14 protein-coding genes are annotated in these 12,650 nt (G+C 61.7%); 2 read left to right on the top strand and 12 right to left on the bottom strand.

All coding sequences use genetic code 11. The annotated features are described in order from the left end of the window. Positions 1 to 71 precede the first annotated feature (71 nt). Complete coding sequence (gene fdxA / locus HU719_RS17750) at positions 72 to 395, top strand: ferredoxin FdxA (protein ID WP_186516795.1); 324 nt, start codon at positions 72 to 74, stop codon at positions 393 to 395. Between the two features lie 562 nt (positions 396 to 957). Here fdxA and rpoS read toward each other — a convergent pair. The 8 genes from rpoS to HU719_RS17710 all read right to left on the bottom strand — a co-directional run bounded on the left by rpoS (position 958) and on the right by HU719_RS17710 (position 8,111). Then, a complete protein-coding gene (gene rpoS / locus HU719_RS17745) occupies positions 958 to 1,962 on the bottom strand; it encodes an RNA polymerase sigma factor RpoS (RefSeq protein WP_186516792.1) in 1,005 nt (334 codons plus the stop codon). A gap of 104 nt (positions 1,963 to 2,066) precedes the next feature. Next, on the bottom strand, positions 2,067 to 2,921 hold the full coding sequence (locus tag HU719_RS17740; protein ID WP_186516790.1) for a peptidoglycan DD-metalloendopeptidase family protein: 855 nt from the start codon (positions 2,919 to 2,921) through the stop codon (positions 2,067 to 2,069). Positions 2,922 to 3,099: 178 nt separating this feature from the next. After that, positions 3,100 to 3,738, bottom strand: a complete 639-nt coding sequence (locus HU719_RS17735; RefSeq protein WP_186516980.1) for a protein-L-isoaspartate(D-aspartate) O-methyltransferase — start codon at positions 3,736 to 3,738, stop codon at positions 3,100 to 3,102. A gap of 38 nt (positions 3,739 to 3,776) precedes the next feature. Then, on the bottom strand, positions 3,777 to 4,526 hold the full coding sequence (surE, locus tag HU719_RS17730) for a 5'/3'-nucleotidase SurE (protein ID WP_186534867.1): 750 nt from the start codon (positions 4,524 to 4,526) through the stop codon (positions 3,777 to 3,779). Then, positions 4,514 to 5,572 (bottom strand): tRNA pseudouridine(13) synthase TruD, encoded by a 1,059-nt coding sequence (gene truD / locus HU719_RS17725; RefSeq protein ID WP_186534866.1) that lies wholly within the window; start codon positions 5,570 to 5,572, stop codon positions 4,514 to 4,516. The genes surE and truD overlap by 13 nt, the downstream gene beginning before the upstream one ends. Further along, positions 5,569 to 6,042 carry a 2-C-methyl-D-erythritol 2,4-cyclodiphosphate synthase gene (gene ispF / locus HU719_RS17720; protein WP_186534865.1) on the bottom strand — a complete coding sequence of 158 codons (474 nt, stop codon included), beginning with the start codon at positions 6,040 to 6,042 and terminating at the stop codon, positions 5,569 to 5,571. Before ispF ends, truD begins: the two co-directional genes overlap by 4 nt. Positions 6,043 to 6,139: 97 nt before the next feature. Continuing rightward, entirely contained in the window at positions 6,140 to 6,988 is an 849-nt protein-coding gene (gene fghA / locus HU719_RS17715) for an S-formylglutathione hydrolase (protein ID WP_186534864.1), read from the bottom strand. 10 nt (positions 6,989 to 6,998) lie between these two features. Continuing rightward, entirely contained in the window at positions 6,999 to 8,111 is a 1,113-nt protein-coding gene (locus HU719_RS17710; protein WP_186534863.1) for an S-(hydroxymethyl)glutathione dehydrogenase/class III alcohol dehydrogenase, read from the bottom strand. A 108-nt stretch (positions 8,112 to 8,219) separates the two neighbouring features. Between HU719_RS17710 and HU719_RS17705 the strand changes: the two genes are divergently transcribed. Continuing rightward, positions 8,220 to 9,119, top strand: coding sequence for a LysR substrate-binding domain-containing protein (locus HU719_RS17705; RefSeq protein WP_186534862.1), 900 nt, complete (start codon positions 8,220 to 8,222; stop codon positions 9,117 to 9,119). 99 nt (positions 9,120 to 9,218) lie between these two features. On the opposite strand, the gene ispD is transcribed toward HU719_RS17705, so the two are convergent. The 4 genes from ispD to kdsA all read right to left on the bottom strand — a co-directional run bounded on the left by ispD (position 9,219) and on the right by kdsA (position 12,649). After that, entirely contained in the window at positions 9,219 to 9,926 is a 708-nt protein-coding gene (ispD, locus tag HU719_RS17700) for a 2-C-methyl-D-erythritol 4-phosphate cytidylyltransferase (RefSeq protein WP_186536447.1), read from the bottom strand. After that, positions 9,923 to 10,204, bottom strand: a complete 282-nt coding sequence (gene ftsB, locus HU719_RS17695; protein ID WP_186516780.1) for a cell division protein FtsB — start codon at positions 10,202 to 10,204, stop codon at positions 9,923 to 9,925. The genes ispD and ftsB overlap by 4 nt, the downstream gene beginning before the upstream one ends. Before the next feature lie 156 nt (positions 10,205 to 10,360). Continuing rightward, on the bottom strand, positions 10,361 to 11,650 hold the full coding sequence (gene eno / locus HU719_RS17690; RefSeq protein WP_186516778.1) for a phosphopyruvate hydratase: 1,290 nt from the start codon (positions 11,648 to 11,650) through the stop codon (positions 10,361 to 10,363). 153 nt (positions 11,651 to 11,803) lie between these two features. Continuing rightward, positions 11,804 to 12,649, bottom strand: a complete 846-nt coding sequence (gene kdsA, locus HU719_RS17685; protein WP_186516776.1) for a 3-deoxy-8-phosphooctulonate synthase — start codon at positions 12,647 to 12,649, stop codon at positions 11,804 to 11,806. Between the last annotated feature and the right edge of the window lies 1 nt (position 12,650).

Below are 12,650 nucleotides of genomic sequence, written 5' to 3'. Positions count from 1 at the left end.
CAGCCACAATCGCGAACCGCGCTGCCCTGCAAGGAAGGGCACGCTGCCGTCGCCTGAGGAGAAAATTAGAAATGACCTTCGTCGTCACCGACAACTGCATCAAATGCAAGTACACCGACTGCGTGGAAGTCTGTCCGGTGGACTGCTTCTACGAAGGCCCGAATTTCCTGGTGATTCACCCGGACGAGTGCATCGACTGCGCGCTGTGCGAGCCTGAGTGCCCGGCCCAGGCCATCTTCTCCGAGGATGAGATTCCTGCTGGCATGGAGAACTTCATCGAGCTCAACGCAGAGCTTGCGGAGATCTGGCCGAACATCACCGAGAAGAAAGACGCGCTGCCTGACGCTGCAGAGTGGGATGGCAAGCCTGGCAAGGTTGCCGACCTGGAGCGCTAAGCGCCCAGAAACGAAAAAGGCCCGCAAGGGCCTTTTTTCATTTTCTGCAGGCAAAAAAAGGGGCGGTATGACCCGCCCACATTTTTTCCGTAGTCCCTGTATATCCCACTCATCGTCCTGATGAATCGCGTCTTGCGATGTCCTTGGCCTTCATCCTGAAAGCCTGTGTCTGTCCCTGGACACAGTTCGAATACTAGCGGCTTTCACGCGGCGTTCAAGGGGGGAACTTCTCGGGGAAATACTTGTGACACGATTTGGTAAATCAATAAATCCTTTTCATATCAATTACTTGTGAAATTACAGGCATTGGAAACGACATTGATTTACTAACCCTTACGCCGTTCTCCTACGTCACGAGTAAGCAAAAGCTTACACATCATGCAACAACGGTGGATAAGCACATATTTCTCCATTTACTGCCAACCTCTCAGGCGGTTTCGGGGCTAGCCCGCTCGCCACCAGGCGATTTGTCAGGGTCGAGCAATTGCCCAGCAACAAGTGCAGGCCGCCGCAAACGAAAACGCCCCGATATGATCGGGGCGCTCTTCGACTGCCGGGCGAATTACTGGAACAGCGACTCGCTGGACAGCCCGTTCTTCTCGAGAATCTCACGCAGGCGCTTCAGGCCCTCGACCTGGATCTGCCGCACCCGCTCACGGGTCAGGCCGATTTCCAGGCCAACATCTTCGAGGGTGCTGCTTTCGTGGCCGCGCAGGCCGAAGCGGCGCACCACCACCTCGCGCTGCTTGTCGGTCAACTCCCCCAGCCACTGGTCGATGCTCTGCGACAGGTCGTCGTCCTGCAGCAGCTCGCATGGGTCAGTGGGGCGGTCATCGGTGAGGGTGTCGAGCAGGGTCTTGTCGGAGTCCGGCCCGAGGGACACGTCAACCGAAGATACCCGCTCGTTCAGCCCAAGCATGCGCTTGACCTCCGCGACCGGTTTTTCGAGCAGGTTGGCGATTTCTTCAGGCGACGGTTCGTGGTCGAGCTTTTGCGTCAGTTCCCGCGCAGCACGCAGGTAGACGTTCAGCTCTTTGACCACGTGGATCGGCAGGCGGATGGTGCGGGTCTGGTTCATGATCGCCCGCTCGATGGTCTGACGGATCCACCAAGTGGCGTAGGTCGAGAAGCGGAAGCCGCGTTCAGGGTCGAACTTTTCTACGGCGCGAATCAGGCCAAGGTTGCCTTCTTCGATCAGGTCTAGCAGCGATAGGCCGCGGTTGACATAGCGGCGGGCGATTTTCACCACCAGGCGCAGGTTGCTTTCGATCATGCGCTTGCGGCCGGCTGGGTCGCCTTTTTGCGAGAGCCGCGCAAAATGCACTTCTTCCTCTGGCGAAAGCAGGGGCGAGAAGCCGATTTCGTTGAGATACAGCTGGGTCGCATCAAGCGCCCGGGTGTAGTCGATGTACTTGTGCTGTTTGAGCGATGCGCTCTGTTTTGACTTAGTTCGAACCGGTGCAACAGGTTCGTCTGACACCACATCCGTATCCAAAACGATGCCGGTCTCCATCAGGAGGAGGTCATCGTCGATGTCAAACTCCGGCACTTCTTTGCTGAGAGCCATTGTTATAGTCCTTTGCTGAGTTCGAACTCAGACTCGAGCGTCACCCTTCCGTGGCAGCGCTGGAGCCTGTCCCCTCTACATCCAAGGAACAGGCCGGAACAGGATCAACGGCGTGGCAAGAACTGAAGCGGATCGACGGGTTTGCCTTGGCGGCGAATCTCAAAATGCAGTTTCACCCGATCAGTGCCCGTAGACCCCATTTCTGCGATTGTCTGCCCTGCCTTGACCTGCTGCCCCTCCCGAACCAAAAGCCTGCGGTTGTGACCGTAGGCACTGACGTAGGTATCGTTGTGCTTGATGATGATCAGCTCGCCGTAGCCCCGCAATCCACTACCGGCGTAAACCACTGCTCCATCAGACGCAGCAAAAACAGGCTGTCCCAAATCCCCGGCGATATCAACGCCTTTATTCAAACTACCGTTTGAAGCAAATTTTCCAATCAGCACGCCGTTTGCCGGCCACGTCCAGCCGCCTACGGCGCGCTCTGCAGCCGGTACGGTTGCAACCGTTTGCGTCGACGAGGAAGTCGCGGTGTTGGCAGTTTTGCCATTATTCGAAGCGGGCGCAGTAGTGGCAACTGGCCGACGAATGACCGTTGTCTTGCTCGACGAAGAGGGGCTGGAGGAGACCGTTGTGCTGCCACCTGCGGCACTGCTGAAACGGATCGCCTGGCCCGGCCGGATGGTATAGGGGGCCGGAATGTTGTTGCGCGCGGCCAGTTCCTTGTAGTCCCAGCCATAGCGAAACGCGATGGAGAACAGCGTATCGCCTGGCTTGACGGTGTGCTGGCCGGAGGTGACGGTGGGGCGCTTGGGCGCCGCGTTATTGCGGTCGACCACCCGCGCACCGCTGGAGCCTGTGCTCGAGCAGCCGGCCAACAGGGTTCCCATGGCCAGCGCAATCACCAGAAGCTTCAAAACCGAACGATCCTTGCGCTGCCGAACGACTGTGTGACCCACCCGCGCTCCCCTCATGGTGCCGAAAAATAACAATATGAAATGCAATATTGTTGCAATTATAACCGAGCCGCGCTGATGCGGTGGCCCAGTGTGTGCTGCGATAAGCGCCAGCCTCGCCGAATAGACAGGGCTGGTGCGCAGGAATTCGTCTGTGGTGCAAATATTCCGGCGTTTTGGCTTATGCCAGGGGGCCGTTGAGCAGCGGCACAAAGCGCACTGCACCCAGCACCCGACGCGAAAAACCATGCTCTTCGCGCACGATCAGCATCAACTGTTGGGTTTCCCCCGCCGGGCCGACCGGTATGACCAGGCGCCCACCCGGTGCCAGTTGGTCGAGCAGTGCCTGCGGCACTTCAGGGGCCACGGCAGTGACGATGATGCCGTTGTACGGTGCCAGCGCCGGCCAGCCTTCGCAGCCATCGCCCCAGCGGAATACCACGTTGCGCAGGTTGAGCTCGAGCAAGCGTTCCTTGGCGCGATCCTGCAGCACCTTGATACGCTCGACCGAGAACACCCGCTCGACCAGCTGGGCGAGGATGGCGGTCTGGTAGCCGGAACCGGTACCGATCTCCAGCACCTTGTCCAACGGGCCGGCCTCGAGCAGCAGTTCGCTCATGTGTGCAACCATGAACGGCTGTGAGATGGTCTGGTTGTGGCCGATGGGCAGCGCGGTATCTTCGTAGGCGCGGTGCGACAGCGCCTCGTCGACGAACAGGTGGCGCGGCGTACGGCGGATGGCCTCGAGCACCTGGGTGTTGGACACCCCTTCCTCGCAGAGCCGCTGGATCAGCCGCTCACGGGTACGCTGCGAGGTCATGCCGATCCCTCGGCGCATCAGATCGTCCTGTTCGCGCATCAGAGCACGCCCTCCAGCCAACCCTCGAAGCGCTCGAAGGCATCGTTGAAGGTGCGGTCCAGTTGCAGCGGGGTGATCGACACGTAGCCCTGCATCACCGCATGGAAATCAGTGCCCGGGCCGCCGTCCTCGGCGTCACCGGCCACGGCAATCCAGTAACCTTCCTTGCCCCGTGGGTTGACCACTTTGGTCGGCGCCGCCGCACGCGCCCGGTGCCCCAGGCGGGTGAGCTGGATGCCACGGATGTGCTCAAGCGGTAAGTTGGGGATGTTGATATTCAGCACGGTGCGCGGCGGCAGTTCCAGACGCGCCTGCGCCTGGACCAGGCGCCGGGCGATGTGGGCAGCTGTCGGCAGGTTGTCGGGCTGACGCGACACCAGCGAGAACGCAAGCGAAGTTCCGCCAAGGAAACGCCCCTCGAGGGCGGCTGCGACGGTGCCCGAATACAGCACATCGTCACCCAGGTTGGCGCCCAGGTTGATGCCGGACACCACCATGTCGGGCGTGTGTGCCAGCAGGCCATTAAGCCCCAGGTGCACGCAGTCGGTCGGCGTGCCGTTGAGGCTGATGAAGCCGTTGGCAAGCGTTTGCGGATGCAGTGGCCGGTCCAGCGTCAGCGAGCTGCCGGCACCGCTTTTGTCTTGATCAGGTGCGATGACCGTGCACTGGGCGTAATCGGCCAGCGCTGCATGCAGCGCAGCAAGGCCGGGGGCGGTAACACCGTCATCATTGGAAATCAGAATACGCATGGGCTGTCCGTCTGCCCTACCGGCACCAGATCGACGAGTTCGCGCACCACGACGGTGGCGAAGCATCCGGCCGGAAGGACGAATTCCAGTTGCAGGATATCAGGCTCTGGATAATGCCACGTCAGCCGCCCAATAGGGAGCCGCAGGATGCGCCGTTCCTGATCCATGCCCGCCCGCGCCAGCCACTGGCACAGCGCCGGGTGCCGTTCGGCCACCGCCGACTCCACGGCCAAGGTGCCGCCAGCGGTGGGCGACGGGCCTTCGCCCCACAGCGGCCCGGTTGGATGCAGGTCAAGAATCGCCAGGCGCGGATCGCAACACTCCGCCTCGCCTGCGGGGAAAAAACTGCGGCTGTCGGTGAACGCCAGCAGGTCACCGACCTGGGCGCGCTGCCAACTGCCATCTGCCACACGCGCGGCAAGCACCTGGTTGAACAGGTAGCTGCGGCCAGCCGACAGCAGCCGCGAACGTACATTGCGCTGCTCCGGCAAGGCCTGGCGCGCGGCCCAGCCCTGGGCATCGTGGACGTTACCGCCGGCATGGCCAAAACGCTGGCTGCCGAAATAATTGGGCACCCCGTGCGCCTTGAGTTGTTCAAGACGGGCATCGAGCGCCGGGTGATCGGCGCTCAGACCGGTCAGACGCAAGGTGAAGCCATTGGCCGAGTGGGCGCCACGTTGCAGCTTGCGCTGGTGACGTACCTGTTTGAGTACGCGCAAGGTGTCATCTTCGGCGCGCGACAGGTCGGGGTCGGCCTTGCCTGGCAGGTGCAGGCTGAACCACTGACGGGTCAGGGCCTGGCGGTCCTTGAGGCCGGCGTAGCTGATGGCGCGCGCCGGCACACCGGCAGCGCGGGCCAGGCGGCGAGCAGCTTCTTCGGTGTTGAGGTCACGCTTTTCGACCCATAGCCACAGGTGCTCGCCCTGCCCAGACAGCGGGATGTCGAGCACTTCATCGACCTGGAAATCTTCGGCGACCGCCTTGAGCACCGCGCTACCCAGCGCGTCACCAAAGGCCCGCGGGCCCAACAGTTCAAGTTCGTTCATGCGGGCAGCAACAGGGCGACAGCGTGCACGGCGATCCCTTCCTCACGGCCGGTGAAGCCAAGCTTTTCTTCGGTGGTGGCCTTGACGTTGACCTGGTCGAGATCGACCTGCAGGTCTTCGGCGATGCGCTGGCGCATGGTCTCGATGTGCGGGGCCATTTTCGGCGCCTGGGCAACGATGGTGGCGTCGACGTTGCCGACCTTCCAGCCTTTGTTGCGCACCACGCCCACCACATGCCGCAACAGCACTCGGCTATCGGCGCCCTTGAACTGCGGGTCGGTATCCGGGAAGTGCTTGCCGATATCACCCAGCGCCGCCGCACCGAGCAGGGCATCGCTGAGCGCGTGCAGCAGCACGTCGCCATCGGAATGGGCCAACAGGCCGAACTTGTGGGGGATACGCACCCCGCCCAGGGTAATGAAATCACCGTCGGCAAAACGGTGCACATCGTAGCCGTGGCCAATACGCATAAAAAACGCCCTGATTGAGTCAGGGCGTGATTCTACCTGCATTTGCAGCTGCGGGGGGCAAGCTGCAAGCTACAAGCGCGCGGCTTGCAGATGCTGGCTACACCCGGCCAAGTGCCACCGCATGATGGCGCAGGTGTTCATCGATGAAGCTGGCGATGAAGTAGTAGCTATGGTCGTAGCCTGGCTGAAGGCGCAGCGTGAGGGTATGGCCGCCTTTGCGTGCGGCCTGCTCCAGGGTTTCTGGCTTTAGCTGCTTTTGCAGGAAGTCGTCGCGGTCGCCTTGGTCGACCAATAGCGGTGGGCATTCGACCGCCTCGGCCAGCAGCACGCTGGCATCCCACTCGCGCCAGCGCGCGCGGTCTTCGCCCAAGTAGCGGCTGAAGGCCTTTTCGCCCCACGGGCAATCCATGGGGTTGCTGATCGGCGAAAACGCCGAGACCGACTGATAGCGCCCAGGATTACGCAGTGCGCACACCAGTGCACCATGCCCACCCATGGAGTGGCCGCTGATACTGCGCTGATCGGACGCCGGGAAGTGCGCCTCGATCAGTGCAGGCAGTTCGCTAACCACATAATCATGCATGCGGTAATGCTGCGCCCACGGCTGCTGGGTGGCGTTGAGGTAGAAACCCGCCCCCAGGCCGAAATCCCACGCGCCATCCGGGTCGCCCGGCACCTGCTCGCCACGCGGGCTGGTATCGGGGGCCACGATGATCAAGCCCAGCTCGGCGGCCAGGCGCTGGGCGCCGGCCTTCTGCATGAAGTTTTCGTCGGTGCAGGTCAGGCCGCTCAGCCAATACAGCACCGGCAGCTTCGCGCCCTGCTCGGCCTGGGGCGGCAGGTACACGGCGAACACCATGTCGCAACCGAGCACCTTGGAGGCATGCCGGTAGCGCTTGTGCCAGCCGCCGAAGCTTTTCTGACAGGAGATGTTTTCCAGCGTCATGGCAGCAGCCTCAGAAGTGGATAACGCTACGGATGCTCTTGCCTTCATGCATCAGGTCGAATGCCTTGTTGATGTCTTCAAGGCCCATGGTGTGGGTGATGAAGGTATCCAGCGGGATCTCGCCCTTTTGCGACATTTCGACATAGCTCGGCAGCTCGCTGCGCCCGCGCACACCGCCGAATGCCGAGCCACGCCAGACGCGGCCGGTCACCAGCTGGAACGGACGGGTAGCGATTTCCTGGCCGGCACCGGCAACACCGATGATCACCGATTCACCCCAGCCCTTATGGCAGCATTCCAGTGCAGCACGCATCAGTTGCACGTTACCGATGCACTCGAACGAGAAGTCCACGCCGCCGTCGGTGAGGTCGACGATGACTTCCTGGATCGGGCGATCGTATTCCTTGGGGTTGATGCAGTCGGTGGCACCGAGCTGGCGGGCAATTTCGAACTTGGCCGGGTTGATGTCGATGGCGATGATGCGCGAGGCCTTGGCCTTGACCGCACCAATGACCGCCGACAGGCCGATGCCGCCCAGGCCGAAGATGGCCACGGTATCGCCCGGCTTGACCTTGGCGGTATTGAGCACTGCGCCAATCCCGGTGGTGACGCCACAGCCGAGCAGACAGACCTTCTCCAGCGGTGCTTCTTTCTGGATCTTGGCCACGGAAATTTCCGGCAGCACGGTGTACTCGGAGAAGGTCGAGGTGCCCATGTAGTGGAACAGCTGCTGGCCTTTATAGCTGAAGCGAGTGGTGCCGTCCGGCATCAAGCCTTTGCCCTGGGTGGCACGGATGGCCTGGCACAGGTTGGTCTTGCCCGAGCGGCAGAATTTGCACTGGCCGCATTCCGGGGTGTACAGCGGAATCACATGATCGCCCACTGCCACCGACGTGACGCCCTCGCCCACTGCTTCGACGATCGCGCCACCTTCGTGGCCCAGGATCGACGGGAAGATGCCTTCAGGGTCGGCGCCCGACAGGGTGTAGGCATCGGTGTGGCACACACCGGAGGCGACGACGCGCAGCAGCACTTCACCGGCTTTGGGCATGGCGACGTCGACTTCGACGATTTCCAGGGGTTTTTTCGCTTCGAAGGCTACAGCGGCGCGGGACTTGATCATCAAAGGTCTCCAGACAGAATGTCGATAACAGTCCAGCAGTGTAATTCATCGCCTTTTGATGAATAATCCAGCCGGATAAAAAACATTATTGCTGTACAGGGACAATCAATGACCAACCGCTGGGAAGGCATCGACGAGTTCGTCGCGGTGGCCGAGTCCGGGCAGTTCACGGCGGCGGCCGAGCGGCTTGGGGTGTCGTCCTCACATATCAGCCGGCAGATCGCCCGCCTTGAAGAGCGCCTGCAAACACGCCTGCTGTACCGCAGCACCCGTCGAGTCACGTTGAGTGAGGCCGGCCAGACCTTCCTGCAGCATTGCCAGCGCCTGCAGGACGGCCGCGAGGAAGCCCTGCGCGCCATGGGCGACCTGGCCAGCGAACCCAAGGGCCTGTTGCGCATGACCTGCGCGGTGGCTTATGGCGAGCGCTTCATCGTGCCGCTGGTGACGCGCTTCATGGCGCAATATCCACAGTTGCGCGTTGAGGTCGAGCTGAGCAACCGCACCCTCGACCTGCTGCACGAAGGCATGGACCTGGCCATTCGCCTGGGGCGCCTGCAAGACTCAAGGCTGGTGGCAACGCGCCTGGCGCCGCGGCGCATGTACCTGTGCGCATCGCCTGCTTACCTGGAACGCTACGGGCGCCCCCATAGCGTGTCGGAATTAGCGCGGCACAACTGCCTGATTGGCAGCACCGACCTGTGGGCCTTGCAGCAGGATGGGCGGGAGGTCAGCCAGCGGGTTCAGGGCAACTGGCGCTGCAACAGTGGCCAGGCGGTGCTGGATGCGGCGTTGCTGGGCATGGGTTTGTGCCAGTTGCCAGACTATTACGTGCTCGAGCACCTGCACAGCGGTGCACTGGTGTCGTTGCTGGAGGCGCACCAGCCGCCTAATACGGCCGTCTGGGCGCTGTATCCGCAGCAGCGGCACCTGTCGCCGAAGGTGCGGCGACTGGTGGACTATATGAAGGAAGAATTGGCGCAGTTGCCGGAGTATCGGGCGGGTTCGTAAGCTTGTAATGGCCTCATCGCGGGGCAAGCCCGCTCCCACAAATGTCTTATGGGCGTGGGAGCGGGCTTGCCCCGCGATGAGGCCATTAACGGCAAACCCCTAGCGCCGCCCAGCCCAGCGTTGGCGCAACCACTCAAGATCCTCTGGCCGAGTCACCTTGATATTGTCACTGCGCCCTTCGATCAGCCGTGGCGCGTGGCCGGCCCATTCGATGGCAGAGGATTCATCGGTCACCGCCACATCCGCCACCAGGCATTCAGCCAGCGCTCGGTGCAACAGGCCAAGGCGGAACATCTGCGGTGTGTAGGCCTGCCAGATGGTACTGCGGTCAATAGTGGCGCTTACCCGGCCATCGGCCCCGGCACGCTTCAGGGTGTCACGCGCCGGCACCGCCAGCAGGCCACCCACCGGGTCATCGGCAAGCTCGGCCAACAGCCGGTCCAGGTCAGTGCGCGCAAGGTTGGGCCGGGCGGCATCGTGCACCAGCACCCAGTCATCATCCGCAGCGCCCTGGGCATGCAACAGCAGCAAGGCATTGAGCACCGAGTCGGCACGCTCAGCGCCACCGCTGGCGCGACGGATGCGCCCATCGCTGGCGCAGCGCAGGCCGGGCCAGTAAGGGTCGTCATCGGCAATGCTCACCACAACGCCCTTGAGCGTGGGGTGATCGAGAAAACAGTCGAGGCTATGCTCGATAAGCGTCTGCCCGCCCAGCATCAGGTACTGCTTGGGACGGTCGGCCGCCATACGGGCACCAACGCCCGCAGCAGGGATCACGGCCCAGAAGGCCGGCAAGGGGTGAGTCATTTTTGCGGCAGCTGGTAGAGGGTCTCGCCGTCCTTGACCATCCCCAGTTCATGACGAGCCCGTTCTTCAACGGTCTCCATCCCTTTCTTCAGCTCCAGCACTTCGGCATCGAGCACGCGATTACGCTCCAGCAGCCGTTCGTTCTCGGCATGCTGTTCGTCAATCTGCTGCTTGAGCTCGGTCACTTGCGCAAGGCTGCCAGTACCGACCCATAGGCGATATTGCAGGCCGCCGAGCAGCAGGAGCAGAACAAGAAACAACCAATAAGGACTGCGCATGAAGGTATCCAGGTGTAAAGGCCGCCGCAGCGAGCTTCCTATAGCAAGAAGCCTGGCCGAGGCCAGGCTTCATCGACAGAAACCCGTAGGAAAGGCCTGAAAATTCAGTACGAACGTTCAGGCCACCCCGGCTGCTGCCTTTTTACCATCTCTTGCTCAGCCGCGAAACTCGGCACGGCCGCGGTAAACGGCTTTGGCGCCCAGTTGCTCTTCGATGCGCAGCAGTTGGTTGTACTTGCTGACGCGGTCGGAACGGCACAGCGAACCGGTCTTGATCTGGCCCGCAGCGGTACCCACAGCCAGGTCGGCGATGGTGGAGTCTTCGGTTTCGCCCGAACGGTGCGAGATCACGGCGGTGTAGCCGGCAGCCTTGGCCATCTGGATGGCTTCGAGGGTTTCGGTCAGCGAGCCGATCTGGTTGAACTTGATCAGGATCGAGTTACCGATGCCCTTTTCGATGCCTTCCTTGAGGATCTTGGTGTTGGTAACGAACAGGTCGTCGCCCACCAGCTGGACTTTCTCGCCGATCTTGTCGGTCAGGATTTTCCAGCCAGCCCAGTCGGACTCGTCCAGGCCGTCTTCGATCGAGATGATCGGGAAGCGCTCGGTCAAGCCTTTGAGGTAGTCAGCGAAGCCTTCGGCGTCGAACGACTTGCCTTCACCGGACAGGTTGTACTTGCCGTCTTCGTAGAATTCGGAAGCCGCGCAGTCCAGTGCCAGGGTCACGTCGGTGCCCAGTTTGTAGCCGGCTTTTTCGCAGGCTTCAGCGATGGCCGCCAGAGCGTCTTCGTTGGAAGCCAGGTTCGGCGCGAAGCCGCCTTCGTCACCGACGGCGGTGTTCAGGCCACGGGCCTTGAGCACAGCTTTGAGGTGGTGGAAGATTTCGGTGCCCATGCGCAGGCCGTCGGAGAAGGTCTTGGCGCCAACCGGCTGCACCATGAACTCTTGAATATCGACGTTGTTGTCGGCGTGCTCGCCGCCGTTGATGATGTTCATCATCGGAACCGGCATGGAGTACTGGCCCGGGGTGCCGTTCAGGTTGGCAATGTGCGCGTACAGTGGCAGGTCCTGGTCCTGAGCCGCGGCTTTGGCGGCAGCCAGCGAAACAGCCAGAATGGCGTTGGCGCCCAGCTTGGCTTTGTTTTCAGTGCCGTCCAGGTCAATCATGGCGCGGTCCAGGGCTTTCTGGTCCGATGGGTCCTTGCCCAGCAGCAGGTCACGGATCGGGCCATTGATGTTGGCGATAGCCTTCAGCACGCCCTTACCCATGTAACGGCTCTTGTCGCCATCACGCAGCTCCAGCGCTTCGCGCGAGCCAGTGGAAGCACCAGACGGCGCGCAAGCGCTGCCGATGATGCCGTTGTCGAGCAGCACATCGGCTTCCACGGTGGGGTTGCCACGCGAGTCGAGAACTTCACGACCTTTGATGTCGACGATCTTTGCCATTGTTGTAAGCACTCCAGAATTGACGAAAACAACGCAACTTTTGGGAATTCTTGCCGTTCACCAGGCGACATGGCACGGGCAGGCCTGGCGAAGGGAGCCCCTGACCTGATGGTCAGGGGTGGAACGGGCGGTACTTTACCCGAGAAATGCGCTTTACGCGGTTTCTACCGTCGGAAAACTTTTCACCAGGTCATCCAGCTGCTTGAGCTGGCTGAGGAACGGCTCCAGTTTGTCCAGGCGCAGGGCGCACGGGCCATCGCACTTGGCGTTGTCCGGGTCTGGGTGGGCTTCGAGGAACAGGCCGGCAAGGCCTTGGCTCATGCCGGCCTTGGCCAGGTCGGTAACCTGGGCACGGCGGCCACCGGCGGAATCGGAACGGCCACCGGGCATTTGCAGCGCGTGGGTGACGTCGAAGAACACCGGGTACTCGAACTGCTTCATGATGCCGAAGCCGAGCATGTCGACGACCAGGTTGTTGTAGCCAAAGCTCGAACCGCGCTCACACAGGATGAGCTGGTCGTTGCCGGCCTCGACGCACTTGGCGAGGATGTGTTTCATCTCGTGCGGCGCCAGGAACTGCGCCTTCTTGATGTTGATCACCGCACCGGTCTTGGCCATTGCCACCACCAGGTCCGTCTGGCGCGACAGGAAAGCCGGCAACTGGATGATGTCGCACACTTCGGCGACCGGCTGGCACTGGTACGGCTCGTGCACATCGGTGATCACCGGCACGTTGAAGGTCTGCTTGATCTCCTGGAAGATCTTCAGGCCTTCTTCCATGCCCGGGCCGCGATAGGAGCTGACCGACGAGCGGTTGGCTTTGTCGAAGCTGGCCTTGAACACGTAGGGGATACCGAGCTTTTCGGTAACCCGCACGTATTCCTCGCAGACCTTCAGGGCCAGATCACGGGATTCCAGAACGTTCATGCCGCCGAACAGGACGAACGGCTTGTCGTTGGCGATCTCGATGTTACCGACGCGAATGATCTTCTGAGTCATG

It is taken from the genome of Pseudomonas farsensis, assembly GCF_014268805.2.
Taxonomy (GTDB): Bacteria; Pseudomonadota; Gammaproteobacteria; order Pseudomonadales; family Pseudomonadaceae; genus Aquipseudomonas; species Aquipseudomonas farsensis.
The sequence above is the reverse complement of the archived record's forward strand: the minus strand, read 5'-3'. Positions and strand labels throughout refer to the sequence as shown.